Annotated in this window: 26 protein-coding genes; 16 read left to right on the forward strand and 10 right to left on the reverse strand. The window is 73.5% G+C overall.

Going from position 1 to position 23,823, the window contains the following annotated elements; all coding sequences use genetic code 11:
- Positions 1-127: 127 nt before the first annotated feature.
- On the reverse strand, positions 128-805 hold the full coding sequence (locus ACZ6C6_RS17530) for a type 1 glutamine amidotransferase domain-containing protein (RefSeq protein WP_469203624.1): 678 nt from the start codon (positions 803-805) through the stop codon (positions 128-130).
- Positions 806-1,162: 357 nt separating this feature from the next.
- Between ACZ6C6_RS17530 and ACZ6C6_RS17535 the strand changes: the two genes are divergently transcribed.
- Positions 1,163-1,867, forward strand: a complete 705-nt coding sequence (locus ACZ6C6_RS17535) for a type 1 glutamine amidotransferase domain-containing protein (protein ID WP_469203626.1) — start codon at positions 1,163-1,165, stop codon at positions 1,865-1,867.
- 203 nt (positions 1,868-2,070) lie between these two features.
- A complete protein-coding gene (locus ACZ6C6_RS17540) occupies positions 2,071-2,367 on the forward strand; it encodes a putative quinol monooxygenase (RefSeq protein WP_469203628.1) in 297 nt (98 codons plus the stop codon).
- 74 nt (positions 2,368-2,441) lie between these two features.
- Here the strand turns inward: ACZ6C6_RS17540 and ACZ6C6_RS17545 are convergent, their stop codons facing one another.
- From ACZ6C6_RS17545 to ACZ6C6_RS17580, 8 genes are all read right to left on the reverse strand, one after another.
- Positions 2,442-3,128, reverse strand: a complete 687-nt coding sequence (locus ACZ6C6_RS17545) for a type 1 glutamine amidotransferase domain-containing protein (RefSeq protein WP_469203630.1) — start codon at positions 3,126-3,128, stop codon at positions 2,442-2,444.
- A 74-nt stretch (positions 3,129-3,202) separates the two neighbouring features.
- On the reverse strand, positions 3,203-4,723 hold the full coding sequence (zwf, locus tag ACZ6C6_RS17550; protein ID WP_469203632.1) for a glucose-6-phosphate dehydrogenase: 1,521 nt from the start codon (positions 4,721-4,723) through the stop codon (positions 3,203-3,205).
- Between the two features lie 4 nt (positions 4,724-4,727).
- Positions 4,728-5,708: an SMP-30/gluconolactonase/LRE family protein gene (locus tag ACZ6C6_RS17555; protein WP_469203634.1), complete on the reverse strand. Its 981-nt coding sequence runs from the start codon at positions 5,706-5,708 to the stop codon at positions 4,728-4,730.
- A 40-nt stretch (positions 5,709-5,748) separates the two neighbouring features.
- Entirely contained in the window at positions 5,749-6,966 is a 1,218-nt protein-coding gene (locus ACZ6C6_RS17560; RefSeq protein ID WP_469203636.1) for an MFS transporter, read from the reverse strand.
- Between the two features lie 144 nt (positions 6,967-7,110).
- Positions 7,111-7,857 (reverse strand): HAD family hydrolase, encoded by a 747-nt coding sequence (locus tag ACZ6C6_RS17565; protein WP_469203638.1) that lies wholly within the window; start codon positions 7,855-7,857, stop codon positions 7,111-7,113.
- The gene (locus ACZ6C6_RS17570) at positions 7,857-8,411 is read right to left on the reverse strand and encodes a DJ-1/PfpI family protein (protein ID WP_469203640.1); all 555 of its coding nucleotides are present in this window, start codon (positions 8,409-8,411) and stop codon (positions 7,857-7,859) included. Before ACZ6C6_RS17570 ends, ACZ6C6_RS17565 begins: the two co-directional genes overlap by 1 nt.
- Before the next feature lie 53 nt (positions 8,412-8,464).
- The gene (locus ACZ6C6_RS17575; RefSeq protein WP_469203642.1) at positions 8,465-9,259 is read right to left on the reverse strand and encodes a cupin domain-containing protein; all 795 of its coding nucleotides are present in this window, start codon (positions 9,257-9,259) and stop codon (positions 8,465-8,467) included.
- Between the two features lie 306 nt (positions 9,260-9,565).
- Positions 9,566-10,549, reverse strand: coding sequence for an Lrp/AsnC family transcriptional regulator (locus ACZ6C6_RS17580; RefSeq protein ID WP_469203644.1), 984 nt, complete (start codon positions 10,547-10,549; stop codon positions 9,566-9,568).
- Between the two features lie 129 nt (positions 10,550-10,678).
- Between ACZ6C6_RS17580 and ACZ6C6_RS17585 the strand changes: the two genes are divergently transcribed.
- The 9 genes from ACZ6C6_RS17585 (at position 10,679) to ACZ6C6_RS17625 (ending at position 19,925) form a co-directional block, all read left to right on the forward strand.
- Positions 10,679-12,166: an MFS transporter gene (locus tag ACZ6C6_RS17585; RefSeq protein ID WP_469204012.1), complete on the forward strand. Its 1,488-nt coding sequence runs from the start codon at positions 10,679-10,681 to the stop codon at positions 12,164-12,166.
- 93 nt (positions 12,167-12,259) lie between these two features.
- Positions 12,260-14,107: a glutamine--fructose-6-phosphate transaminase (isomerizing) gene (glmS, locus tag ACZ6C6_RS17590; RefSeq protein WP_469203646.1), complete on the forward strand. Its 1,848-nt coding sequence runs from the start codon at positions 12,260-12,262 to the stop codon at positions 14,105-14,107.
- Positions 14,108-14,129: 22 nt separating this feature from the next.
- Positions 14,130-14,498, forward strand: a complete 369-nt coding sequence (locus ACZ6C6_RS17595; RefSeq protein WP_469203648.1) for a holo-ACP synthase — start codon at positions 14,130-14,132, stop codon at positions 14,496-14,498.
- A 186-nt stretch (positions 14,499-14,684) separates the two neighbouring features.
- Positions 14,685-16,151, forward strand: a complete 1,467-nt coding sequence (locus tag ACZ6C6_RS17600) for an NAD(P)H-hydrate dehydratase (protein ID WP_469203650.1) — start codon at positions 14,685-14,687, stop codon at positions 16,149-16,151.
- Positions 16,152-16,193: 42 nt separating this feature from the next.
- A complete protein-coding gene (locus tag ACZ6C6_RS17605; protein WP_469203652.1) occupies positions 16,194-16,580 on the forward strand; it encodes a DUF488 domain-containing protein in 387 nt (128 codons plus the stop codon).
- 50 nt (positions 16,581-16,630) lie between these two features.
- Entirely contained in the window at positions 16,631-17,779 is a 1,149-nt protein-coding gene (alr, locus tag ACZ6C6_RS17610) for an alanine racemase (RefSeq protein ID WP_469203654.1), read from the forward strand.
- A gap of 53 nt (positions 17,780-17,832) precedes the next feature.
- Positions 17,833-19,044 (forward strand): alpha/beta fold hydrolase, encoded by a 1,212-nt coding sequence (locus tag ACZ6C6_RS17615; protein ID WP_469204014.1) that lies wholly within the window; start codon positions 17,833-17,835, stop codon positions 19,042-19,044.
- On the forward strand, positions 19,013-19,564 hold the full coding sequence (tsaE, locus tag ACZ6C6_RS17620) for a tRNA (adenosine(37)-N6)-threonylcarbamoyltransferase complex ATPase subunit type 1 TsaE (protein WP_469203656.1): 552 nt from the start codon (positions 19,013-19,015) through the stop codon (positions 19,562-19,564). The genes ACZ6C6_RS17615 and tsaE overlap by 32 nt, the downstream gene beginning before the upstream one ends.
- Before the next feature lie 136 nt (positions 19,565-19,700).
- Positions 19,701-19,925 (forward strand): hypothetical protein, encoded by a 225-nt coding sequence (locus tag ACZ6C6_RS17625; RefSeq protein WP_469203658.1) that lies wholly within the window; start codon positions 19,701-19,703, stop codon positions 19,923-19,925.
- A gap of 46 nt (positions 19,926-19,971) precedes the next feature.
- Here ACZ6C6_RS17625 and ACZ6C6_RS17630 read toward each other — a convergent pair whose 3' ends face one another.
- Positions 19,972-20,517, reverse strand: a complete 546-nt coding sequence (locus tag ACZ6C6_RS17630; RefSeq protein ID WP_469204016.1) for a hypothetical protein — start codon at positions 20,515-20,517, stop codon at positions 19,972-19,974.
- 224 nt (positions 20,518-20,741) lie between these two features.
- Here ACZ6C6_RS17630 and tsaB point away from each other — a divergent pair, with 224 nt between their 5' ends.
- The 5 genes from tsaB (at position 20,742) to ACZ6C6_RS17655 (ending at position 23,800) form a co-directional block, all read left to right on the forward strand.
- Positions 20,742-21,380, forward strand: coding sequence for a tRNA (adenosine(37)-N6)-threonylcarbamoyltransferase complex dimerization subunit type 1 TsaB (gene tsaB, locus ACZ6C6_RS17635; protein ID WP_469204018.1), 639 nt, complete (start codon positions 20,742-20,744; stop codon positions 21,378-21,380).
- Positions 21,377-21,880 carry a ribosomal protein S18-alanine N-acetyltransferase gene (gene rimI / locus ACZ6C6_RS17640; RefSeq protein WP_365678505.1) on the forward strand — a complete coding sequence of 168 codons (504 nt, stop codon included), beginning with the start codon at positions 21,377-21,379 and terminating at the stop codon, positions 21,878-21,880. Before tsaB ends, rimI begins: the two co-directional genes overlap by 4 nt.
- A complete protein-coding gene (gene tsaD / locus ACZ6C6_RS17645; protein WP_365678503.1) occupies positions 21,880-22,980 on the forward strand; it encodes a tRNA (adenosine(37)-N6)-threonylcarbamoyltransferase complex transferase subunit TsaD in 1,101 nt (366 codons plus the stop codon). The genes rimI and tsaD overlap by 1 nt, the downstream gene beginning before the upstream one ends.
- The gene (locus ACZ6C6_RS17650; protein WP_469203660.1) at positions 22,977-23,249 is read left to right on the forward strand and encodes a hypothetical protein; all 273 of its coding nucleotides are present in this window, start codon (positions 22,977-22,979) and stop codon (positions 23,247-23,249) included. Before tsaD ends, ACZ6C6_RS17650 begins: the two co-directional genes overlap by 4 nt.
- 80 nt (positions 23,250-23,329) lie before the next feature.
- Positions 23,330-23,800 carry a VOC family protein gene (locus ACZ6C6_RS17655; RefSeq protein WP_469203662.1) on the forward strand — a complete coding sequence of 157 codons (471 nt, stop codon included), beginning with the start codon at positions 23,330-23,332 and terminating at the stop codon, positions 23,798-23,800.
- Positions 23,801-23,823: the final 23 nt, after the last annotated feature.

The following is a 23,823-nucleotide window of genomic DNA, read 5'->3' on the forward strand; positions in this document are numbered from 1 at the left end:
CGTCCCCCCGGAAGCGTTGTCCCGGTCCGGTGCGGCCGGACCGGCGGTGCGTACGACCCTACGTCAGCGGGGTCCGCCGCAGGGCCGGGTGGGTGCCCCGGGGGGCACCCACCCGCGCGCCGCGCGGTCAGCGGGCGGCGAGCTCCTCGACGACCAGCTCCGCGACCCGGGCGGCGGACGCCGGGTTCTGTCCGGTCACCAGGCGCTGGTCGGCGACCGCGTGCGGGGCGAAGTTGCCGGTCTTGGTGATCTTCGCGCCGCGCTCGGCGAGGGTGCTCTCCAGCAGGAAGGGGACGACGCCGGTCAGGCCGACCGCCTCCTCCTCCTCGTTGGTGAAGGCCGAGACCTGCTTGCCCTCCACCAGGTGGCTGCCGTCCGAGAGCTTGATGTTGACCAGCCCGGCCGGACCGTGGCACACGGCCGCGACCGCGCCGCCCCGCTCGTAGATGGAGGCGGCCAGCGAGGCCAGCTCCTCGGAGTCGGGGAAGTCCCACATCGTGCCGTGGCCGCCGGCGAAGTAGATCGCGTCGTAGTCGTCGGCCTCGACCTCGCCCGGGGCGGGCGTCGCGGCCAGCGCCTTCGCGGTCGCCGGGTCCGCCAGGAACTCGGTGACGACGGTGTCGTCGGGGCTGATGCCGTCCTGCGGGGCGGCGCCGCCGCGCACGGAGACGTACGCGATCTCGTAACCGGCCTCGCGGAAGACCGCCGCCGGGTGGGCGACCTCGGGAACGTAGAAGCCGGTCCTGCGGCCGGTCGAGCCGAGTTCGTCGTGGCTGGTGAGGGCGAAAAGAACCTTCTTGGGCATGGCGGAATCTCCCGAACGGGTCATGGACGAGGGTCAGGGGCGCCGGCGCCGGCAGGCGGCCGGGCGGGGCGGCGGATGCGCCGGGACGGGCGTCCCGGCGGACGGCCGCATTGCCGTGTTCCGGACACCCAGAAATTTAGGCACCCGCGGCACCCCCGGCAAATAGACGAAGTCATGACCCGTATAAGCAGGGCTATAGCCTCATTGAAATCACGTCCTTGTTCTTGCGGGGAGAACGGGGGTATGGGCTATGGTGCTCCTTTCCGTAACCCCCCAGGCGGCGTCGGCCGCGGAGAAACAGCCGCCCCCGGCGAAAGTGAGGCAAAGGTGCCCGCACATTCCTTGAAAGGGCTGATCGTGCTCAGCAGCACCGAGCGCCTGCCGGGCGGCCGGTCCGCCGGGTTCTGGCTGCCGGAGGCGGCCTACCCGTGGCGGGCGCTGCTGGCCGCCGGATGGGACTTCGAGTTCGCCAGCACCCGGCCCGGCCGTCCGCCGGCGGGCGGGATCGACCGGTCGGACCCGCCGCAGCGGATGTTCCTGGAGGACCCGGTCGTCCAGGACCGCCTGGAGCACACCAGGACCCCCGACCTGCTCTCGCCGGACGACTACGGCATCGTCTTCGTGGCCGGCGGCCACGGCGCGATCATCGACCTGCCGGGCGACGAGCGGCTGGTCCGCTTCCTCGCCGCCTACTGGGCCGGGCGCGACACGGCCGTGATCGCGGCCGTGTGCCACGGCGTCGCGGCCCTCCTGGACGTCCCCGGGCCCGACGGCACCCCGTTGGTGGCCGGGCGCCGGATGACGGGCTTCACGCAGGAGGAGGAGCGGGCGGTCGGCCTGGACCGGGTCGTGCCGTACTTCCTGGGCGACGCGCTGACCGAGCGCGGGGCGCTGTACGAGGCGGGCGAGCCGTTCCGCAGCCACGTGGTCGCCGACGGCGCGCTGATCACCGGCCAGAATCCCGCCTCCGCGGCGGACCTGGCGCGCACCGGCGTGGAGCTGGCCTCGGGGCGGCCGCTGCCCCGGCACTGGCTCCGCCGTTCGGCCGCGGTGGCCCGCTAGACCCCCGTTCGAGAACTGCCCGAAAAGCACCCGGAAATGACGTGCCGGTGTTTTTCGGGCGGTGTTCGAATCGCTATAGAAGAATTTATTTCGGCAGCGGGTACCGCTATTTGCCGAAAACTCGGCGCGCGTGATCTTCTGAGGATGTGTGGCGCCTGCACGAAAAACGTGCGGGGCGTGTGTCCGACGTAAGGAGAAACGGCATGAGTATTACGGTTGTGGCCCGCTGGATCGCCGGAGAAGGGCAGGGGGACAGAATCGAGGAACTGCTCGCCGAAATCGCCGAGAAGAGCCTCGCGGAACCCGGCTGCCTGGCCTACCGCGGCTATCGGGCGGCCGGCAGCGAGCACGAGTTCGTGCTCGTCGAGGAGTACGCGGACGCCGGCGCGCTGGACCGGCACCGGGAGTCGGCGCACTACCGCGAACTGGTCCTGGGCGAGGTGGTGCCGCTGCTCGCCGAGCGCCACGTCGGCCGCTACACCGCGCTGCGGGCCGCCTGAACCCCGCCGCGCGCACGCCGAAGGGCCCGGGAGACGCATCCCCCGGGCCCGGGCCCCTCGGCGGTACGGACAGGTCAGGCCGCGAGCAGTGCGGCGACCGCCTCCCCGAGGCCGCGCGCCGACGCCGGATTCTGGCCGGTGACCAGGCGGCCGCTGACCACCACGTGCGGCTCGCGGTCCGGTGCGCAGCTGTAGACGGCGCCCCGCTCCTCCAGGGCGCTCTGCAGCGCGAAGGGCACCACGGTGTCCAGCCCCCGGGCCGCCTCGCCCTCGTTGGAGAACGAGGTGATCCGGTGACCGTCGACCAGGTGCCGCCCGTCGCCGAGGCGCAGGTCCACCAGCGCGGCGGGGCCGTGGCAGAGGGCGGCCACCACGCCGCCGCCCTCGTGGACCGTGCGGCCGATCTCCTCCAGCGCCGGGTGGCCCCGGAAGTCCCACATGGTCCCGTGGCCGCCGACGAAGTACACGGCGTCGAACCGGCCCGGATCCACCTCCCCGGGGCGCGGCGCCGCCTTGATGAGCCCGCCGCCCTCGGGATGGGACAGGAACGCCGCATGGTCCGCATTGGTTGAATCGTGACCGATCATGGGCGGCATGCCGCCTTCGACCGAGACGAACTCCACGCGGTGGCCCGCTTCCCGCAGGATCTCCCACGGTTCGAACGTCTCGCCCAAATGAAAACCGGTCGGCCGCCCGGTCGTACCGAGTTCGCCGTGACTGGTGAGAACGAACAGCGCGGTCCTGCCCGCGGTGGGCTTCATGGTCGCCTCCAGGCGTACGTCATTGTTGAATTCGGAAAGAGCGGGTAAGGAATGCGGCGCGGCGCCGCCGGATCTCATGGCCGGCGCCAGCTTCTCCCGTCCCGCGCGAGCAGTTCGTCCGCCTCCGCCGGTCCCCAGCTGCCCGGTGCGTACGGGGCGGGCGCGCCCCCCTCCGCCCAGTGGCGCTCGACGGGATCGAGGATCTCCCAGCAGCGTTCGATCTCCGCCGCGCAGGGGAAGAGCCCGGTGTCGCCGAGCAGCACGTCGAGGATGAGCCGTTCGTACGCCTCCGGGCAGGGCTCGGCGAAGCAGTCCTCGTAAGCGAAGTCCATCGACACCTCGCGGATGTCCATCGCGGGGCCCGGCGCCTTGGAGCCGAAGCGGACGGTGACGCCCTCCTCGGGCTGTACGTGGACGACGATCGCGTTCCGCACCGGGCCGGCGGTCGCGGGGGGTGCGAACGGGGAGTGCGGGGCATGCCGGAAGACGACCGCGACCTCCGTGACGCGCCGGCCGAGCCGCTTGCCCGCGCGCAGATAGAACGGCACCCCCGCCCAGCGGCGCGTCGCCACTTCCAGCCTGAGCGCGGCATAGGTGTCGGTCCGCGAACCCGGGGCGACCCCCGTCTCCTCCAGGTAGCCGGTCACCGGCTCACCGCCCCGCACGCCCGCCGCGTACTGGCCGCGCACCGAGCCGGCGGCCAGGTCGGCGGGCAGCCGTACCGCCCTGAGCACCTTCAGTTTCTCCGCGGTCAGCGCCCCGGGCTCGAAGGCGGCGGGCTCCTCCATGGCGGTCAGGGCGAGCAGCTGAAGCAGGTGGTTCTGGATGACGTCACGGGCGGCGCCGACGCCGTCGTAGTAGCCGGCCCGGGCCCCGATGCCGATGTCCTCGGCCATCGTGATCTGGACGTGGTCCACGTAGGAGCTGTTCCAGAGCGGCTCGAACATCGTGTTGGCGAACCTGAGCGCCAGGATGTTCTGCACGGTCTCCTTGCCCAGGTAGTGGTCGATCCGGAAGACCTGCTCCGGGGCGAAGGCGTCGTGCACGACCGCGTCCAGCTCGCGCGCGGACTCCAGATCGTGGCCGAACGGCTTCTCGATGACCGCCCGGCGCCAGGCACCCTCGGGGGGCCTGGCCAGGCCGTGCTTCTTCAGCTGCCGCACGACCGTCGGGAACAGCTTCGGCGGTACGGAGAGATAGAAGGCGAAGTTCCCCTCCGCGCCGCGCAGTTCGCCCACCTCCTTGGCCAGGAGCTCGAAGACGTCGTCGTCCGCCAGGTCCCCCTGGACGAAGGCCGCCGACCGGACGAGCCGGTCCCAGACCTCCTCGCGGAACGGAGTGCGGGCGTGCCGGGCGACCGAATCGCGCAGCAGCCCCGCGACGTCCTCGCCCTCCCCGGTCGGCAGGGCGACCCCGACGAGCGCGAACCCCGGCGGCAGCAGCCCGCGGTGGGCCAGGTCGTACACCGCGGGCAGCAGCTTCTTGCGGGACAGGTCCCCCGTGACCCCGAGGACGACCAGGCCCGAGGGCCCCGCCATCCGTGCGGCGCGGCCCGGAACGGGCCGGTGGCGTGCGCTTCCCAGTTCCCCCGTCATGGTCTCAGCGCGCGATCGTGGTGTTGAGGACGTTGGGGTCGTGCGCCGTGAAGTACGCGGCGCTGGTGACGGTGACCCGCCTGCCGCGCACGGTCACGGCGGTCGGGCTGGACAGCCCGTCGGAGCCGTTCAGCACGGTCGTGCGCGTGGTGCGCCACCGGCCGGGCGTGACGCGCGTCAGTGTGTCGGCCTTGATGTCGGTGACGTAGACCTCGTCGCCCCGGCCCGTGAAGGCGAAGTCGTCCACCGCGCCGAGCCCACCGAGGACCTGGCGCACCTCTCCCGGCCGCCCGTCCTGGCGCACCGGGACGCGCAGCAGCGTGCCGGCGTCCAGGTTGGAGACCCAGACCGCGCCGTCGTGCAGTCGCAGCCCGTTGGCCCCCAGGAACCCGGCGGGCGCGAACGCCGGACCGGACACCCAGCGCTTCGGCGCGCCGCCCCGCAGGTCCACGGTCCACACCGCGGAGCCGGTCGAGTCGGCCACGTACAGCCGGTGGCGGCGCTCGTCCAGGGCGATTCCGTTGAGGAGGCTGGTCGCGGGGAGCGCCGCGATCCGGGCCGGGCTCCCGTGTCCGGGGACGCGCCAGATCCCGGTCTGCGCGGCGGTGCCGGTGCTCAGCGCCACGTACAGGGTGCCGTCGTGGGCGCGGGCGATCCCCGCGGCGAAGGTCTTGCTGTGCAGGACGGGCGTGTCCCCCTCCTCCGGTACGGGGAGCTGGGCGAGCACCCGGACCCGGCCGGTGCGCGATACCTCGGCCACCTGGCCGGTCAGCGCGAAGGTGACGGCGGAGCCGCCCGACTCCAGCGCGACCAGGTTCTCCGGCTGCTGACCGCCGGCCAGGTCGAGGTGGGTGAGGACGGGAGGGCCGGAGCGGTGGTGGCCGTGCGGGCCGCCCCACGCGACGGCTTCGGCGGGGGCGCCCGTCACGGCGGTGGCGGCGAGCGGCAGGGCGAGGAGCGGGACGAGGAGACGACGGGTACGCATGCGAGTGCACTCCTGGAACTGTGGGTGGGTGAAAGGGGTGTTACGAGGCGGGGGCGGCGGGCGCGCGACCGGCCCCGGCCACCGCACGGGCGGCCAGGAGGAGCGCGGCGCAGCAGACCGCCAGCGTCGTCCGGTAGCCGCAGTACGCGGCGACGAGCTGGCCCGCCGACGCCCCGACGAACAGCAGGAAGGTGTTGAAGGCGACGGCGGTGCCGGCCGCGCCCGGGGCGATCCGGTGCAGCAGGCCCACCAGGCTGGGGACGGTGAGCCCGATCCCGGCCACGAACACGACGCTGCCCAGCACCGGCAGCGCCCCGGCGGCGGTCGCCTGCGCCAGGAGGAGCCCGGCCGCCGCCGTCAGGAACCCGGTGACCGCCAGGAACCCGGGCCCCCGGCCGCCCGCGAAGCGGTGGGCCGCCGGTGCGGCGAGCAGCCCGGCGCTGCCGAGGGCCTGCACGGCCAGGAGCTGACCGTCGCCCAGGCTGTGGGCTTCGGCGAGGTGCCGGCCGAGCACCGCGTACAGCGCCACGAAGCTGCCGAACACGGTGAGCGCGGAGGCGAAGACCGCACCGGCCCGGCGGTCGCGGAGCAGGGCGCGCAGGACGGTCAGCGTGGAGCCGACGGAGACGGACGCGTCGGCCACCGGCGGGCGCAGCAGGGCGCGGAGCCCGACCGCCGCGCAGCCGTACAGGATCGCGGCCGGCCAGAAAGCGGCCTGCCAGTGCGTGTGGCCGCCGATGCCCTGGCCGAGCACCTGGCCGGCGATCCCGGAGCCGAGCAGCCCGGTCGTGAGCACCGACAGGGCCAGCGGGCGGCGGACGTCCGTCGTGTGCCGGGCGGTGTAGGCGAGCGCGACCGGGGCGAAGGAGGCGGCGGCCAGGCCCTGGGCGGCGCGCAGGACCAGGAACCAGCCGTAGCCGGGGGAGAGGCAGAGGGCCGCCGTGGTCAGGGCCGTCGCCGCGGCCCCGTACGCGAGGACGGGGCGGTGGCCGACCCGGTCGGCCAGCGGGCCGAACACCAGGAAGCCGAGGGCGTAGAAGAGCGAGAAGCAGCTTCCGGCCCAGGCGGCGGCCCCGGCGTCGACACCGAACGCGTCCTGGAAGGGGGCGGCCATCGGGATGGCGAGGTAGAGCTGAGCCGGCACGGCCACCGCGAGCACGGTCAGCAGACCGAGCTGCGCGGCGAACGGCGCACCGGGCGCGGCCGGGGCCGGTCCGCGACCGGTCCGGACGGCGCGCGGCGAGGTGGGCGCGGACATGGCGGTCTCTCCAGTCGGAAGGGCGGAAAGGCGGAAGGGCGGAAAGGCGGAAGGGAGCGGGGTGCGGGCATGGCGAGGACGGGGTCCGCCGGGCGGTGCGGGCGGACCCCGTCCTCGTCGGTGCCTCGGGTGGGTCCGGGCGGCTCAGACCCCGGCCGGGACGAGGTTCGCGAGACCGTCCAGGTGCAGCGGGGACACGCCCCACTCCGCGGCCTGCGCGCGGTGCTCCGGTGTCTGGTAGCCCCACTGGGCCCACCGGGAGACCGCGCCCGTGCGGGCGACCCGCACCGCGTTGGTGAGGTTGTCGTCCACGAAGGTGACGTCCTTCAGCTCGACGCCCCACCGGGCGCCGATCTCCCGGACCGCCTCGGCCTTGCGGGAGCACTCGCCGTAGACCGCCGCGACGGTGTCGTCGAGCCCGTGCCGGCCGAGGATGGCGTGGACCGAGCCCTCGTCCTTGGCGGTGACGATGACCACGGACCCGCTGTGCCTGCGCAGCAGGGCCGGGACGCCCGGGTACAGCGTGTGCAGGTCCAGCCAGAAGTCGGCCTCCTGGGTGCGGAACCACTCCCGCGCGCCGTTGGCCGCGTCGGTGAACCGCTGTACGTACGAGGGGGAGAGGGCCTCGTACAGCCGGTCGAAGTCCGCCTGGCTCGCGAGCGTCGCCGCCTCGGGGAGGTGGGCGACCACGAAGTGGTCCAGCGTCCGCGCGTAGTCCCGCACGGTACGGAAGCGGTCCACGAACTCACGCGGTATCAGCCGCAGTTGCTCCGGGCCCGGGATCGTGCGGTCGTGCGGGTGTATGCCGAGCCAGGTGACGAGCGCGCACTCCTCCAAGGCGTCGCAGATGACCCCGTCGAAGTCGAGGGCGAGGAAGGGGCGGCCGGTCATCACGCGGCCTGCTTCTCGGCGGCGAGCTTCTCGGCGGTCTCGAACACGGACCGCATGAACGCGCCCATGTAGCCGTAGTACGAACAGGTGATGATGTTGCCGTCGACGATCACGTCGCTGTCGACCACGTCGGCCCCGGCGTTGATCACGTCGTCGCGCAGGCCGATGTAGGCGCACGCCTTGCGGCCCTTGAGCACCCCGGCGCTGACCATGATCCAGGGGCCGTGGCACAGGCCCGCGACGACCTTGCCGGCGCGGTCCATGCCGGCGACGAAGCCGAGGACGTTGCGGTCCTGGCGGACCCGGTCCGGAGCCTCGTGGCCGCCGGTGAGGATGACGACGTCGTACTGGTCGACCGCGAGGTCCTCGAAGGCGATGAGCGGGCGGGCCGTCTTGTCCATCGGCAGCGGGATGCCGTACTTGCCGTTGACCGGGTCGGCGTTCTTGGTGGCGACGTCCACGTTCCAGCCCTCCTCCATGAGGCGGTAGTACGTGAAGACGACGTCGTGGTCCTGGAAGCCGGGGCCGGTGATGATGACGGCGTTGCGGGACATGAGAGAACTCCTTGGCTCGTTGTGGAAAGTTTTTTCGGCCGGGAGGGGGCCGGTCAGACGTTCTTGCTGATGCAGAGGTACTGCTTGTCGGTCTGCGGCCTGCGCCGGTCCCCGGGGTGGCCGGTGAGGATTTCGCAGTCGTTCCGTATCACCCCGGAAATGTGCAGGGGGATGTAGAAAAGGTCCCTCTCCTGCGGCCGGTAGAAGATGTCCATTCCGGTGCGCAGGTCGAATCGGAATCGCCGGTCCGGGGTCTGGGCGCGCATTTTCGCGTGCGGGAGCGAGTGCACCTTCCGCATTCGGTGCCGGGGTTCCTCGATGGACGCGCTCTCGTAAGCGGTGCCGGCCCGGTTGTAGTCGTCGTGCAGCCGGATCAGGTCGAACTTGTTGCGCGGCACCTCCACCTCGATGAGCTCCAGCGGTTCGGTGCCGGTGCTGCGCGTCCCGTGGAACGCGCCGGGCGCGATGCGCAGGATGCTCCCCTCGCGCACCGGGATCTCCTCCCGGTCGAGACCGGTGGTCACCCCCTCGCCGCCCAGGCAGAGCAGGTAGGTGAGCTTGCGCGGGTGCACGTGCACCGAGGTGCTGTGACCGCCGTCGATGTGGAGGGACCAGAAGTCGAAGAAGTCGTCCACGTAGGCGCGGTACTCGTAGCCCCAGGGCTTGGGGATGACCTCGTCCAGATGCTCGTCCTGGTCGAACTGCTCGTTGGCCGGGCGCGCCCCGTCGCGGATCAGCCGCGTCAGCTTCGCGATATCGGCCCGGCCGGCGTCCACCCGTACCGGCAGGTAATCCGCTCGCGCGGTCTGTATTCCGGGCAGAGTCGCGATGCCCTCGGTCACCGTCATGTCATCCCCCATTGGCTTGAATTCGTCTTCTCGACTTCCGGGGCGCTTTACCGCCCGGCGTCGTCGCAGACTCAATCAGCGAGGAGCGGGGATGCTCAAATAGAAGGATCTTGAAGTCCCATAACCGCATTTTTGGCGCCTGGTCAGGGGCGCCTTCGCGGTGCGGCACAAGGGCCGTGCGGATTCGGAAGGTCCTGTTCCCTCGCGTTACCCGGCATGGTCTTTTCCTGCGCATGGGGGAATTCCCGAACGTGCGGCGGGCGTGGGCCCCGCCGGCCGCTTCTGGCGTGTTCGTGCGGTGGTCCGCTACCCGCGGAACGGCCGGTACGTCAGCTGCTTCACCCGGCGCAGCAGCGGCATGGACTCCACGTGTTCGACGCCGTCCAGGCCGCCCAGGCGGTCGCTGAGGTAGTGGTAGAGGTGGGCCGAGTCACGGGTGATCACGACCGCGACCAGGTTGGACGGGCCCGTGGTGGCCGCCGCGTAGGCGACCTCGCGGTCCGCGGCCAGGGCCGTGCCGACCGCGTGCAGGGCGCGGGGGGCGGCGGTGACGTACAGCATGCTCGCGTTGCGGTAGCCGATGTGTTCGGAGTCGAATTCGACGTCCACGTACAGCGCGCCCGAGGCCACCAGACGGGCCAGGCGGCGGCGGACCGCGGATTCGGAGAGCCCGGTCGCGCGCTGGAGTTCGGGGTACGTGGCCCGGCCGTCCCGTTCCAGCGCGGTGACCAGGGGTTCGTCCTCGGCGGTGATGACGGCCGGGCCGAGCGGGGCCGGGGAGGGTGCCGGGGTCAGGGCGGCGGTCTCCTCCGGGGTCAGCGCCCCGCTCTTGTGCAGCCAGCCGGCCGGGCCGCCGTAGAAGCGGTGCAGCAACTGGTGCGCGCGGATGTCCACGATGTGCGGGGTGCGCGGCAGCTTGCCGATGAGCAGGTCGTCCGCGTCGTCCCGGCTGCGGACGTTGACCGTGCACGTCACCTCCGTACCGCCCGACGTCAGCCCGATCCACGACGTGTCGGGGCGCTTGGCCAGGGCCTCCGCGATCGGCATCGCACCCTCCGGCGCGCACCGCACCCGCAGCAGCCAGTGCTCGAACGACTCCTCGGAGGCCGCGCACCGCACCCCCACCACCCGCAGCCCCGCCTCCGCCCGCAGCCCGCGGAAGCGGCGCGCGACCGTCTGGTCGGAGACGCCGAGGACGGCCGCGATCCGGCTGAACGGCGCGCGGGCGTCCAGCTCCAGCGCGTGCAGGATGCGCAGGTCCAGGACATCGCCCCGGGTGGGTGATTCCACTTCCACGGACCCCTTCCATGTCGGATTCCGGCGCTGAAGCCTTACTGGCTGGGGATTCCGGCCGCCCGGTCCGATCGTACGGGGGTGGCCGCCGGTCACGCGGAATCCGTACGGGAGAAGGACAAGGACATGCGTAAGTGGGGGCCGCTCACCGCGGTCTGTCTGGGGACGTTCATGCTGCTGCTGGACGTCACGATCGTCATCGTGGCACTGCCCGACATGGCGGGGGCGCTCGGCGCCTCGCTCTCCGACCTGCAATGGGTCATCGACGGCTACGCCCTGGCGCTGGCCGCCCTGCTCCTCGGCACAGGCGCGGCGGCCGACCGGCTCGGGCGGCGCCGGGTCCACGTCGTCGGCGTCGTGCTCTTCGCCGCCGCCTCGCTGGCCTGCGGGCTCGCCGCCTCGCCGGGCCTGCTGGTGGCGGCGCGCGCCGTCCAGGGCGTGGGGGCCGCCGCGATGTTCGCGACGACGCTGCCGCTGCTCGCCTCGGTGTACGGGGGCAAGGACCGGTCCGTCGCGCTCGGGCTCTGGGGCGCGGTGGCCGGGGGCGCCGCCGCGATCGGACCCGTGGTCGGCGGGCTGCTCGCCGAGGGGCCCGGCTGGCGGTGGATCTTCTTCGTCAACCTGCCCGTGAGCGTCGTCGCGATCTGGCTGACCCTGCGGACCGTGCCCGAGTCGCACGGGGCGCGGGACCGGCGCACCGACTGGGCGGGGACCGCCGCCTTCGCGGTGTTCGCCGGGGCCGCGACGTACGCCGTCGTGCGGGCGGGGAGCGTCGGCTGGGCGTCCGGGCAGACGCTGGTCACGTTCGGGACCGCCGCGCTCGCCCTGGCCTGCTTCGTCGTCGTGGAGCTGCGCGTCCCGCACCCGCTGCTCGACCTGTCGCTGTTCCGCACCTCCGCGTTCACCGGGGTGATGGCCGGGTCGCTCGCCTTCAACATGGCGGCCTTCGGCGTGCTGCCGTACACCTCGATCTGGCTGCAGACGGTCCTCGGACTCAGCCCGGTCCAGGGCGGCCTGGCGGTCCTGCCGCTCGCCGCGACCTCCTTCGTGGTCGCCGCCGCCGGCGGCCGGCTGCTGCACGGGGTGCAGCCGCGCTTCACCATCGGCATCGGACTCGCCCTCATCGGCGCCGGCACCCTCGCCCAGGCGGTCCTGGGCGCGGGCTCCTCCTGGCCCGCCCTGATCCCGGGCCTGGCGCTCGCGGGCATCGGTACGGGTCTGGTCTCGCCGGCCATCGCGGGCGCCGCGCTCGCGGCGGTCCCGCCGGAGCGGGCCGGGATGGCGGGCGGCGCGGTCAACACCTTCCGCCAGCTCGGTTACGCCTTCGGGGTCGCCGTGCTCGGGACGGTGCTGACCTCCCGGATGGCGGAGAGCCTGGGCGACGGGAGGTCCCACGCCCTGGCGGGCGGCGGCGCGGCGGGGCTCCGGGCCGCCGGGACGCCGGAGCAGGCGCTGCGGACGGCCTTCGCCTCGGGGCTGAACACGGCGGCGGTGGTGGCCGGTGCGGTGGGCCTCGTCGCGGGTGTCGCGGTGCTGCTGCTGGTGAAGGGGGAGCGGCCGGTGGCCGCGAAGGAGGTCAAGGAACCCGCGCCGGAGGCCGTACGGGCGGGGTGAGGGGGCGGCGGCGCGTGGTGCTCAATCGGCTGGCGGGCCCGGTTTTCTGCGATTATGCGAAGAACAGGGGCTTGTGATCAGGAAGGGACCACTATGTGCGGAATTGTGGGTTACGTCGGCGGGCAGTCGGCGCAGGACGTCGTCGTCGCGGGCCTCAAGCGGCTGGAGTACCGGGGCTACGACTCCGCCGGCATCGCCGTCCTCGCCGACGGCGGGCTCGCCGCCGCCAAGAAGGCCGGGAAGCTGGTCAACCTGGAGAAGGAGCTCGGCGAACACCCGATCCCGGCCGGCACCGCCGGGATCGGACACACCCGCTGGGCCACCCACGGCGGGCCCACCGACGCCAACGCCCACCCGCACCTCGACAACGCCGGCCGCGTCGCCGTCGTCCACAACGGGATCATCGAGAACTTCGCCGCCCTGCGCACCGAGCTCGGCGAGCGCGGCCACGACCTGCTCTCCGAGACCGACACCGAGACCGTCGCCCACCTCCTCGCCGAGGCGTACAGCCAGAGCGGGGAACCGGCCGAGGCCATGCGCCAGGTGTGCCGCCGCCTGGAAGGGGCGTTCACCCTGGTCGCGGTCTTCGCGGACGCGCCCGACGTGGTCGTCGGCGCCCGGCGCAACTCCCCGCTCGTCGTGGGGCTCGGCGACGACGAGTCCTTCCTGGCCTCCGACGTCGCCGCGTTCATCGAGCACACCCGGTCCGCGATCGAGCTCGGCCAGGACCAGGTCGTGGAGCTGCGCCGGGACGGCGTCCTCGTCACCGGCTTCGACGGCCGGCCCGCCGAGGTGCGCGAGTACCACGTGGACTGGGACGCCTCGGCCGCCGAGAAGGGCGGGTACGCGTCCTTCATGCTCAAGGAGATCGCCGAGCAGCCGAAGGCCGTCACCGACACCCTCCTCGGCCGCATCGACCCCGAGGGCACCCTCCATCTCGACGAGGTCCGCATCACGCGCGGCGAGCTGCGCGAGGTCGACAAGGTGGTGATCGTCGCCTGCGGCACTGCGTACCACGCCGGGATGATCGCCAAGTACGCCATCGAGCACTGGACCCGCATCCCCTGCGAGACCGAGCTCGCGAGCGAGTTCCGCTACCGCGACCCGATCCTGGACCCGCACACCCTGGTCGTCGCCATCTCGCAGTCCGGCGAGACCATGGACACCCTGATGGCCCTGCGGCACGCCCGGGAGCAGGGCGCGAAGGTCCTCGCCATCTGCAACACCAACGGTTCCACCATCCCGCGCGAGTCCGACGCCGTCCTCTACACCCACGCCGGGCCCGAGGTCGCCGTCGCCTCCACCAAGGCGTTCCTCACCCAGCTCGTCGCCTGCTACCTCGTCGCCCTCTACCTGGGCCAGGTGCGCGGCACCAAGTGGGGCGACGAGATCCGCACCGTGATCCGGCAGCTCTCCGAGATCAGCGGCTCGGTCGAACGCGTCCTGGAGACCATGGAGCCGGTCCGCGAGCTGGCCCGCTCCCTGGCCTCCCACGACACCGTGCTCTTCCTCGGCCGGCACGTCGGCTTCCCGGTCGCCCTGGAAGGCGCGCTGAAGCTCAAGGAACTCGCGTACATGCACGCCGAGGGGTTCGCCGCCGGTGAGCTGAAGCACGGGCCGATCGCGCTCATCGAGGACGGGCTGCCCGTCGTCGTCGTGGTCCCGTCCCCGGCCGGGCGGTCCGTGCTGCACGGCAAGATCGTCTCGAACATCCAGGAGATCCGGGCCCGGGGCGCCCGCACCGTCGTCATCGCCGAGGAGGGCGACGACGAGGTCGTTCCGTACGCCGACCACCTCATCCGCATCCCCGCAACGCCTACGCTGCTTCAGCCGCTGGTCGCCACCGTGCCGTTGCAGGTCTTCGCCTGCGAACTCGCGACGGCCCGCGGGAACGAGGTGGACCAGCCGCGCAACCTGGCGAAGTCCGTCACCGTGGAGTGAGCCGAGCAGTGAGGGCGGGAACGTGATCATCGGGGTCGGGATCGATGTGGCGGAGATCGAGCGGTTCGACGCGGCGCTGGAGCGTACGCCGCAGCTCGCTTCGCGGCTGTTCGTGGAGGCGGAGCTGCTGCTGCCGAGCGGGGAGCGGCGCGGGATCGCCTCGCTGGCCGCCCGGTTCGCCGCGAAGGAGGCCCTGGCGAAGGCGCTCGGGGCGCCCGGCGGGCTGCTGTGGACCGATGCCGAGGTGTACGTGGAGGAGAGCGGTCAGCCGCGGCTGCGGGTGCGCGGCACGGTGGCGGCTCGCGCCGCCGAGTTGGGGGTGCGGCAGTGGCACGTGTCGCTCAGCCACGACGCGGGGGTGGCGTCCGCGGTGGTGATCGCGGAGGGGTGACGGGGGCTCCGCCCCTGTGGCCTCGGGTGCTCCGGCGGGCCGGTTCCGTCCTCAATCGCCGGACGGGCTTGATGTGGCCGGTCGCCGTCGTGAGTGCTCGCCGGACGGGCTTGATGTGGCCGGTCGCCGCTCGGCGGTGCCGCCCATCGCCTGCGTGGGGTTCCCAACCTGCGTACGTTGGAGGGCATGCGTACCGCCTACAGCGTTGACACCGTACGGGCCGCCGAACGGGCTCTCATGGCGCGGCTCCCCGAAGGGGCGCTGATGCAGCGCGCCGCTGCCGGGCTCGCCGCCGCCTGTGCCGATCTGCTGCGACGGGCCGGACGGGTCTACGGGTCCCGCGTCGTCCTCCTCGTCGGCACCGGCGCCAACGGCGGCGACGCCCTGTACGCCGGGGCCCGGCTCGCCCGGCGCGGCGCGGGCGTGGTCGCCGTGCGGGTCACCCCGGGCCGGGCCCACGAGGGCGGCAGCGCGGCCCTGATCGCGGCCGGGGGGCACGTGGTCGACGGGGACGGGAGCACCGCCCACGAGGACTGGGCCGGGCGCATCGACCTCGTCGTGGACGCCATCACCGGCATCGGCGGACGCGGCGGACTGCGCCCCGGGGCCGCCGAACTGGTCCGGAGGTACACCGCGCACGGCGCGCCCGTCGTCGCCGTCGACCTCCCCAGCGGGGTCGAGGCGGACACCGGCGAGGTGACCGGTGACGCGGTGCGCGCGGACGCCACCGTCACCTTCGGCACCTACAAGCCGGCGCTGCTCGTGGACCCGGCCGCCGAACGGGCCGGGGCACTGCGCCTCGTGGACATCGGCCTCGGGCCCGAACTCCCCGCCCGGCCCGACCTGGAAGCGCTCCAGTACGCGGACGTGGCCGCGCTGCTCCCCGTACCGGCCGCCGAGAGCGACAAGTACCGGCGCGGGGTCGTCGGCATCGCCGCCGGATCGGCGCGCTACCCGGGCGCCGCCGTGCTCGCCGTCTCCGGGGCGCTGCGCGCCGGGGCGGGCGCCGTGCGCTACGCGGGCCCCGGCGGCGACGCGGTCATCGCCCGGCACCCGGAGACCCTGGTCCACGCGGGCCGCCCCTCCGAGGCAGGGCGGGTGCAGGCGTGGGTCGTCGGCCCCGGGCTCGGCGACGGCACCGAGGCGGTGGAGGCCGTCTCCGACGTGCTGGCCACCGAGGTGCCGGTGCTGGTCGACGCGGACGGGCTGCGGCTGCTCGACCCGGACGTGGTGCGGGGCCGCGGCGTGCCCACCGTCCTCACCCCGCACGCCGGGGAGGCCGCCGCGCTGCTCGGCGTGGCGCGCGAGGAGGTCGAGGCGGGGCGGCTCGCCGCCGTACGGGAGCTGGCCGGACGGTTCGGCGCCACGGTGCTGCTCAAGGGCTCGACCACCCTGATCGCCACCGACGCCCCGCACGCCCCGGTCCGGGTCAACCCGACCGGCACCCCGTGGCTGGCCACCGCCGGAAGCGGTGACGTGCTCTCCGGCCTCACCGGCTCCCTGCTCGCCGCCGGACTCGCCCCGCTCGACGCCGCGTCCGCCGGGGCCTATCTGCACGGACTCGCCGCCCGCCGCGCCGCCGACGGCTCCCCGCTCGCCGCGATGGACGTCGCCGACGCGATCCCCGGGGCGTGGCGGGACGTCCGGGCCTGAGCGAAGCTGAGGAGAACGACCGCCGAGGAGAGGTGACCGGCCGTGAGCAGCAGCGGTGACGTGCGCGTACGCCGGGTGTACGACGGGGTGGAGAAGGGCGACGGCACCCGCGTCCTGGTGGACCGGCTGTGGCCGCGCGGGGTGTCCAAGGAGAAGGCGGCGATCGACCGCTGGCTCAAGGACCTCACCCCGTCCGACGAGCTGCGCTCCTGGTACCACGAGGACCGCTCCGCCACCCGCTACGACACCTTCGTCGAGCGCTACCGCGCGGAACTCGCCGGTCCGGCCGAGTCGGCGGCCGTGGACGAGCTGGCCGGACTGGTCCGCGAGGGCGGCCCGGTGACGCTCGTGACGGCCGTCAAGGACGTCGAGCACAGCCACGTACCGGTCCTCGCCGACCACCTGGAACACGAGCTGCGCCACCGCTGACGCGCCGCCGGACCGGCCCGCGCGGGCGGGAATGAGAAACTGGGCGCGATATGAACGAGACAGCGTCCTTGCGAGCCCGTGCCGAGATCGACCTCGCCGCACTCCGCGCCAACGTGCGCGTCCTGCGCGCCCGGGCGGCCGGGGCGCAACTCATGGCCGTGGTCAAGGCCGACGCCTACGGCCACGGCGCGGTCCCCTGCGCACGCGCCGCGCGCGAGGCGGGCGCCGCCTGGCTGGGCACCGCGACCCCGCAGGAGGCGCTGGCCCTGCGCGCGGCCGGGCTCGACGGCCCGATGCTGTGCTGGCTCTGGACGCCGGGCGGGCCCTGGCGCGAGGCGATCGAGGCCGACGTGGACGTGTCGGTCAGCGGCATGTGGGCGCTGGACGAGGTCACCGAGGCCGCCGCGGCGGCGGGCAGGACCGCCCGGATCCACCTCAAGGCCGACACCGGACTCGGCCGGGCCGGTTGCCAGCCCGCCGACTGGCCCGGGCTGGTCGCCGCCGCCCGCACCGCCGAGCGCGCGGGCACCGTCCGCGTCACCGGCCTCTGGTCCCACTTCGCCTGCGCCGACGAGCCGGGCCACCCCTCGATCACCGCCCAGCTGGACACCTTCCGCGACATGGTGGCGTACGCCGAGAAGGCCGGTGTCGAGCCCGAGGTGCGGCACATCGCCAACTCCCCGGCGACCCTGACCGTCCCCGAGTCCCACTTCGACCTGGTGCGGACCGGGATCGCCATGTACGGCATCTCGCCCAGCCCGGAGCTGGGCACCTCCGCCGACTTCGGGCTGCGCCCCGTGATGACGCTCGCCGCGTCCGTCGCCCTGGTCAAGCAGGTCCCGGCCGGCCACGGCATCAGCTACGGCCACCACTACACGACCCCCCGCGAGACCACCCTCGGCCTGGTGCCCCTCGGTTACGCCGACGGCATCCCGCGCCACGCGTCGGGCCGGGGCCCGGTCCTGGTCGGCGGGGTGCGGCGGACCGTCGCGGGCCGGGTCGCCATGGACCAGTTCGTCGTGGACCTGGACGGCGACGAGGTGGCGGCGGGCAGCGAGGCGGTGCTGTTCGGGCCCGGCGACCGGGGCGAGCCGAGCGCCGAGGACTGGGCGGAGGCCGCCGGCACCATCGCGTACGAGATCGTCACCCGGATCGGCGGCCGGGTACCGCGCGTCCATCTGGGCGCCAGGACGGACTGACACGACCCACGAGGAGCGGGGCACGGGTGAGCGACATCAGCACGGGTGACGTGATGGCGACGGCGGCCGCCTCGGGGGCCGGCTGGCGCCGGGCGGGCATCGCCGGTGCCGCCATAGGCGTGCTCGCCGCCGGGGCCGCGGCCGGGGTCGCCGTGGAGCGGCTGACCGTCGGCCGGGGCATGCGGAAGCGCGCCCGCCTCGCCCTGGACGCCACCGGCCCGTACGGTTCGCTGCGCGGGGCGCCCGGCCGGGCCACCGCCGACGACGGCACCGAGCTGTACTACGAGGTGGACGAGGCGGGTCCGGCCGAGGACCCCGGACCCTCGGGTTCCCGCAGGCGCCGCCTCTTCGGGCGCAAGGCGCCCGCCCCCGTCACCGTCGTCTTCAGCCACGGCTACTGCCTCGGCCAGGACTCCTGGCACTTCCAGCGCGCCGCCCTGCGCGGCCTCGTGCGCACCGTCCACTGGGACCAGCGCAGCCACGGCCGCTCCGAGCGCGGCCGGGCCCAGGCCCGCGCCGGGGGCGGGGTGCCCGTCGGCATCGACCAGCTCGGCCGCGACCTCAAGGCCGTCATCGACGCCGCCGCGCCCGAGGGCCCGCTCGTCCTCGTCGGCCACTCGATGGGCGGCATGACGATCATGGCCCTCGCCGACCAGTACCCGGAGCTGCTGCGCGACCGGGTCGCCGCCGTCGCCTTCGTCGGTACGTCGAGCGGGAAGCTCGACGAGGTCAGCTTCGGCCTGCCCGTGATGGGCGTCAACGCCGTGCGGCGCGTCCTCCCCGGGGTGCTGCGGGCGCTCGGCTCGCAGGCCGAGCTGGTGGAGCGGGGGCGCCGGGCGACCGCCGACCTGTTCGCCGGGCTGATCAAGCGGTACTCCTTCGGCTCCCGGGACGTCGACCCGGCCGTCGCGCGGTTCGCGGAACGGCTCATCGAGTCCACCCCGATCGACGTGGTCGCCGAGTTCTACCCGGCCTTCGCGGAGCACGACAAGAGCGCGACCCTGCCCCTCTTCCGCGACTTCCCGGTCCTCGTCCTGGCCGGTGACAAGGACCTCGTGACGCCCAGCTCGCACAGCGAGGCCATCGCGGACCTGCTGCCCGACGCGGAACTCGTCATCGTGCCGGACGCCGGGCACCTGGTGATGCTGGAGCACCCCGAGACCGTGACCGACCGGCTCGCGGACCTCCTGGTGCGGGCCGGGGCCGTGCCGGAGTCCTCTAACGTTGGCGGGCATGGAACCGCAGAACAGCCCGGCGGCCGCTGAGGCCACCGCGTACGAGAACGTCCCCGGCGCCGTCCGTGTGCGCCTCGCCCTCGACTCCCCCGAACAGATGCGGGCCCTGGGCCGCCGGCTCGCGGCCGCGCTGCGCCCCGGCGACCTCGTGATGCTCACCGGTGAGCTGGGCGCGGGCAAGACGACCCTGACCCGGGGGCTCGGTGAGGGCCTGGGGGTGCGGGGTGCGGTGACGTCCCCCACGTTCGTGATCGCCCGCGTCCACCCCTCGCTCTCCGGGGGGCCCGCGCTGGTCCACGTCGACGCGTACCGGCTGGGCGGCGGTCTGGACGAGATGGAGGACCTGGACCTCGACGTCTCGCTGCCGGAGTCCGTGGTGGTCGTGGAGTGGGGCGACGGCAAGGTCGAGGAGCTTTCGGACGACCGGCTCCAGGTGTTCATCGACCGCGCGGTGGGGGACACCGACGACGAGCGCCGGACGGTGACCCTGGTGGGCGTGGGGGCGCGCTGGGCGGGGCTGCGCAACGAGTCCTGGGCGCCGTGGGGCTGAGGGGCCCCGACAGTTTCCGACGCGGTGTCGGCAAAATGTTGCGCGGGACGGGGCGGGCATGGTGACATGGAGGACGAGAGCGAGTTAGGTCTACCTAACTACGCCTTCCACCGGAGCCGGAGCCCCAGGAGGCGCCATGCCGACATCCGACCGAAAGACCGGCCCGCGAGCGGCGGTACCGATGAGCACCCTGCTGGCCGCGACGGCGGCGGCGACCGCGGTGTCGACCCCTCCGTCTCCGCGCAACGGGGCGCGCCCGGCGAACTCCGCCCGCACGGCGAAATCCGGACGGGCGCCAAACCAAGCCCGTCCGGCGGTCGAGGACATCTGCGACGGGTCCGAGGACGGCTCGCACGACTGAGCCCGTCCGGCGACCGAGGACACCGCGACGGGGCCCGGGCCCCTGGTTACGGGACCACGACCACCTTGGCCCCCACCGTGGCGAACCGCCACACCGCGTCCCCGTCGGCCCGGGACATCCGTACGCCCCCCGCCTTCACCGTGGGATCCGGCTCCTCCATCGACCCGTCCTGCGCGGCGCTGAAGCCGATCGTCACGTCGTTCACGGTGGCGAACCGCACGACGTGCTCGATCGGCACCCCGTCCGACCCCTTCACGCTGCCCGACCGCGAGGTCACCGCGTAGGTGCCCGGAACGGCGCTCACCGAGCTCGGCATCACCTTGAACGTCCGGGACGCCTTGCCCTTCGCGTCCACCAGCCACACCCGGCGGTCCTTCAACGCGTACACGACCCGCATACCGCTGCCCGACCGGGCGGGAACGGCCAGCGGGTCCTTCTTCGGCCTGGCCTTGCCGTGGTCCCCGGCCGGGGCCGACGCCGAGGCGCTGCTCGACGCCTTCGGCTTCGCCGCCAGATCGTCCGGCACGTTCGCGGAAGCCTGGTACGCCAGGAAGCCGACCGCCGCGACGGCCGCCGCGGTGAGCGCGGCCACGATTCCCGAGCTGCCCCTTGCCACCGTGCGTGCCTCTTTCGCTGTCGTGTGCCGTAAGGCGCGAACCGTAAGTCGTACGCGAACCGTAAGTCGTACAAGCGTTTACACGTACTCCGCGTATACCCGGTGACGGTAGCAGCCGGGGCCGCCCGGGCCGGGATGCCGTACGGGGCGCGGGGCGGGCCGCGCCGGAGCCGTAGGCTGTTTGCGTGCTCTTGCTCGCAATGGATACCGCCACCCCCGCCGTCACCGTCGCCCTGCACGACGGGACCCGCGTCGTCGCCGAGTCCGTCCAGGTCGACGCCCGCAGGCACGGGGAGCTGCTGCTGCCCGCCGTCGACCGGGTCCTCGCGGACGCCGGGGTGAAACTCGACGCCGTGACGGACGTCGTCGTGGGCGTCGGCCCCGGCCCGTACACCGGACTGCGCGTCGGCCTGGTGACGGCCGCCACCTTCGGCTCGGCGCTCTCCGTTCCCGTGCACGGCCTGTGCACCCTGGACGGCCTCGCGTACGCCGCCGGGCTCGATGGCCCCTTCGCCGTCGCCACGGACGCCCGCCGCAAGGAGGTCTACTGGGCGCGGTACGAGGACGCCCGCACCCGGACCGCAGGGCCCTCCGTCGACCGGCCCGCCGACATCGCGGACCAGCTCGCGGGCCTGCCGGTCGTCGGCGCGGGCGCGGTGCTCTACCCGGAGGCGTTCCCGGACGCGCGCGGCCCCGAGCACCTTGCGGCGGGCGCCCTCGCGGGCCTCGCCGCCGAACGCCTCGCGGCCGGTGCGGAACTGCTGCCGCCGCAGCCGCTCTACCTCCGCAGGCCCGACGCGCAGGTCCCGAAGAACTACAAGGTGGTCACCCCGAAGTGACCGTCACGACCGCGGTGCTGCGCGAGATGCGCTGGTGGGACATCGACCCCGTGCTCGCCCTCGAACACGAGCTGTTCCCGGAGGACGCCTGGTCGGCGGGCATGTTCTGGTCCGAGCTGGCCCACGCGCGCGGCCCGGCGGCCACCCGCCGCTACGTCGTCGCCGAGGAGCCGGGCACCGGCCGGATCGTCGGATACGCGGGCCTCGCGGCCGCCGGTGACCTCGCCGACGTACAGACGATCGCGGTCGCCCGCGACCACTGGGGCGGCGGGCTCGGCTCCGAGCTGCTGACCGACCTGCTCCGGCACGCCACGGCCTTCGAGTGCGCCGAGGTGCTGCTGGAGGTCCGCGTCGACAACACCCGCGCCCAGAAGCTCTACGAGCGCTTCGGCTTCGAGCCGATCGGCTTCCGCCGCGGCTACTACCAGCCGGGCAACATCGACGCGCTCGTCATGCGCCTCCACGTACACGAAGAAGCAGAAGAAAACGGGACCCACTGATGGCTGACGAACCCCTCGTACTCGGCATCGAGACCTCCTGCGACGAAACCGGGGTCGGCATCGTCCGGGGGACCACGCTCCTCGCGGACGCCGTCGCGTCCAGCGTCGACACGCACGCCCGCTTCGGCGGCGTCGTCCCCGAGATCGCCTCCCGCGCCCACCTGGAGGCGATGGTCCCCACCATCGAGCGCGCCCTGAAGGAGGCCGGGGTCAGCGGCCGCGACCTCGACGGCATCGCGGTCACCGCCGGGCCGGGCCTCGCGGGCGCACTGCTCGTCGGCGTCTCCGCCGCCAAGGCGTACGCGTACGCGCTCAACAAGCCGCTGTACGGGGTCAACCACCTGGCCTCCCACATCTGCGTCGACCAGCTGGAACACGGCCCGCTGCCCGAGCCCACCATGGCGCTCCTGGTCAGCGGCGGGCACTCCTCGCTGCTGCTCGCGCCGGACATCACCAACGACGTGCGGCCGCTCGGCGCGACCATCGACGACGCGGCCGGCGAGGCGTTCGACAAGATCGCCCGGGTCCTCGACCTCGGCTTCCCCGGCGGCCCGGTCATCGACCGCCTCGCCCGCGAGGGCGACCCGGCCGCCATCGCCTTCCCGCGCGGGCTCACCGGCTCGCGCGATCCCGCGTACGACTTCTCGTTCTCCGGCCTGAAGACCTCCGTCGCCCGCTGGATCGAGGCCAAGCGGGCGGCCGGCGAGGACGTGCCGGTCCGGGACGTGGCCGCCTCCTTCCAGGAGGCCGTGGTCGACGTGCTCACCCGCAAGGCCGTCCGCGCCTGCAAGGACGAGGGCGTCGACCACCTGATGATCGGCGGCGGCGTCGCGGCCAACTCCCGGCTGCGCGCGCTCGCCGAGGAGCGGTGCGAGCGGGCCGGCATCCGGCTGCGCGTGCCCCGCCCCAAGCTCTGCACCGACAACGGGGCCATGGTCGCCGCGCTCGGCGCCGAGATGGTCGCCCGCAACCGGCCCGCCTCCGACCTGGAGCTGTCCGCCGACTCCTCGCTGCCCGTCACCGAGACCCACGTCCCGGGCGCCCACACGCACGACCACGACCACGTGCACGAGATCAGCAAGGACAACCTCTACTCATGAGCGCCCCGGTCACCGCCCTGATGTGGGAGGCCCGCGCCGCCGAGGGCCGGGGCGGCGAGCTGGCGGAGTGGGCCCGCGCCCGCGCCGCCGGGCTGCCCCGGCCCCCGCTCCGCAGTGAGCTGCTGCGCGCCCCGCAGGACCGGGTCCTCGTCATCACCTGGTGGCAGGGCGCGTATGCCGACGAGCTGCCGGAGCTGCCCGAGCCCGATCCTGGCTTCGTCACCCGGCCGGTCCACCGCTGGCGCTTCGAATCGCTGGGCGCCGTTTAGCCACGGCACGTCGATGAGTTCCGGGCGCTTCCGCGGTCTACCCTTCACGGCACTTTGCCCCTGTACGTGAGGAGAGGACCATGCAGAAGGTCACCACGTTCCTGTGGTTCGAGAAAGGCGTCATCGAGGAGGCGGCCGCCTACTACGTCTCCGTCGTCGGCGGCGACTCGCGCGTCCTGGAGACCACCCGCTGGACCGCCGCGGGCCCCGGCGCGGAGGGCACGGCGATGACCGTGCGGTTCCAGCTGGACGGCGCGGAGTACGTCGCGTTCGACGGCGGGCCCGAGTTCCCCTTCACCGAGGCCGCGTCGCTCTCCGTCGAGTGCGACTCGCAGGAGGAGGCGGACCGGCTCTGGAACGAGCTCACCTCCGGCGGCGGGCAGGAGAGCCAGTGCGGCTGGCTCAAGGACAAGTACGGCCTCTCCTGGCAGATCGTCCCGCCGGGCCTCGTCGACGCCCTGACCGACCCGGACCCGGAGAAGGCCGCCCGCGCGATGAAGGCCATGCTGGGCATGAAGCGCCTGGACATCGAGGCCATCCGCAACGCCTGATCCCCGCCCGGTAATTGGGGCCA

The organism is Streptomyces sp. NPDC041814 (assembly GCF_055590565.1).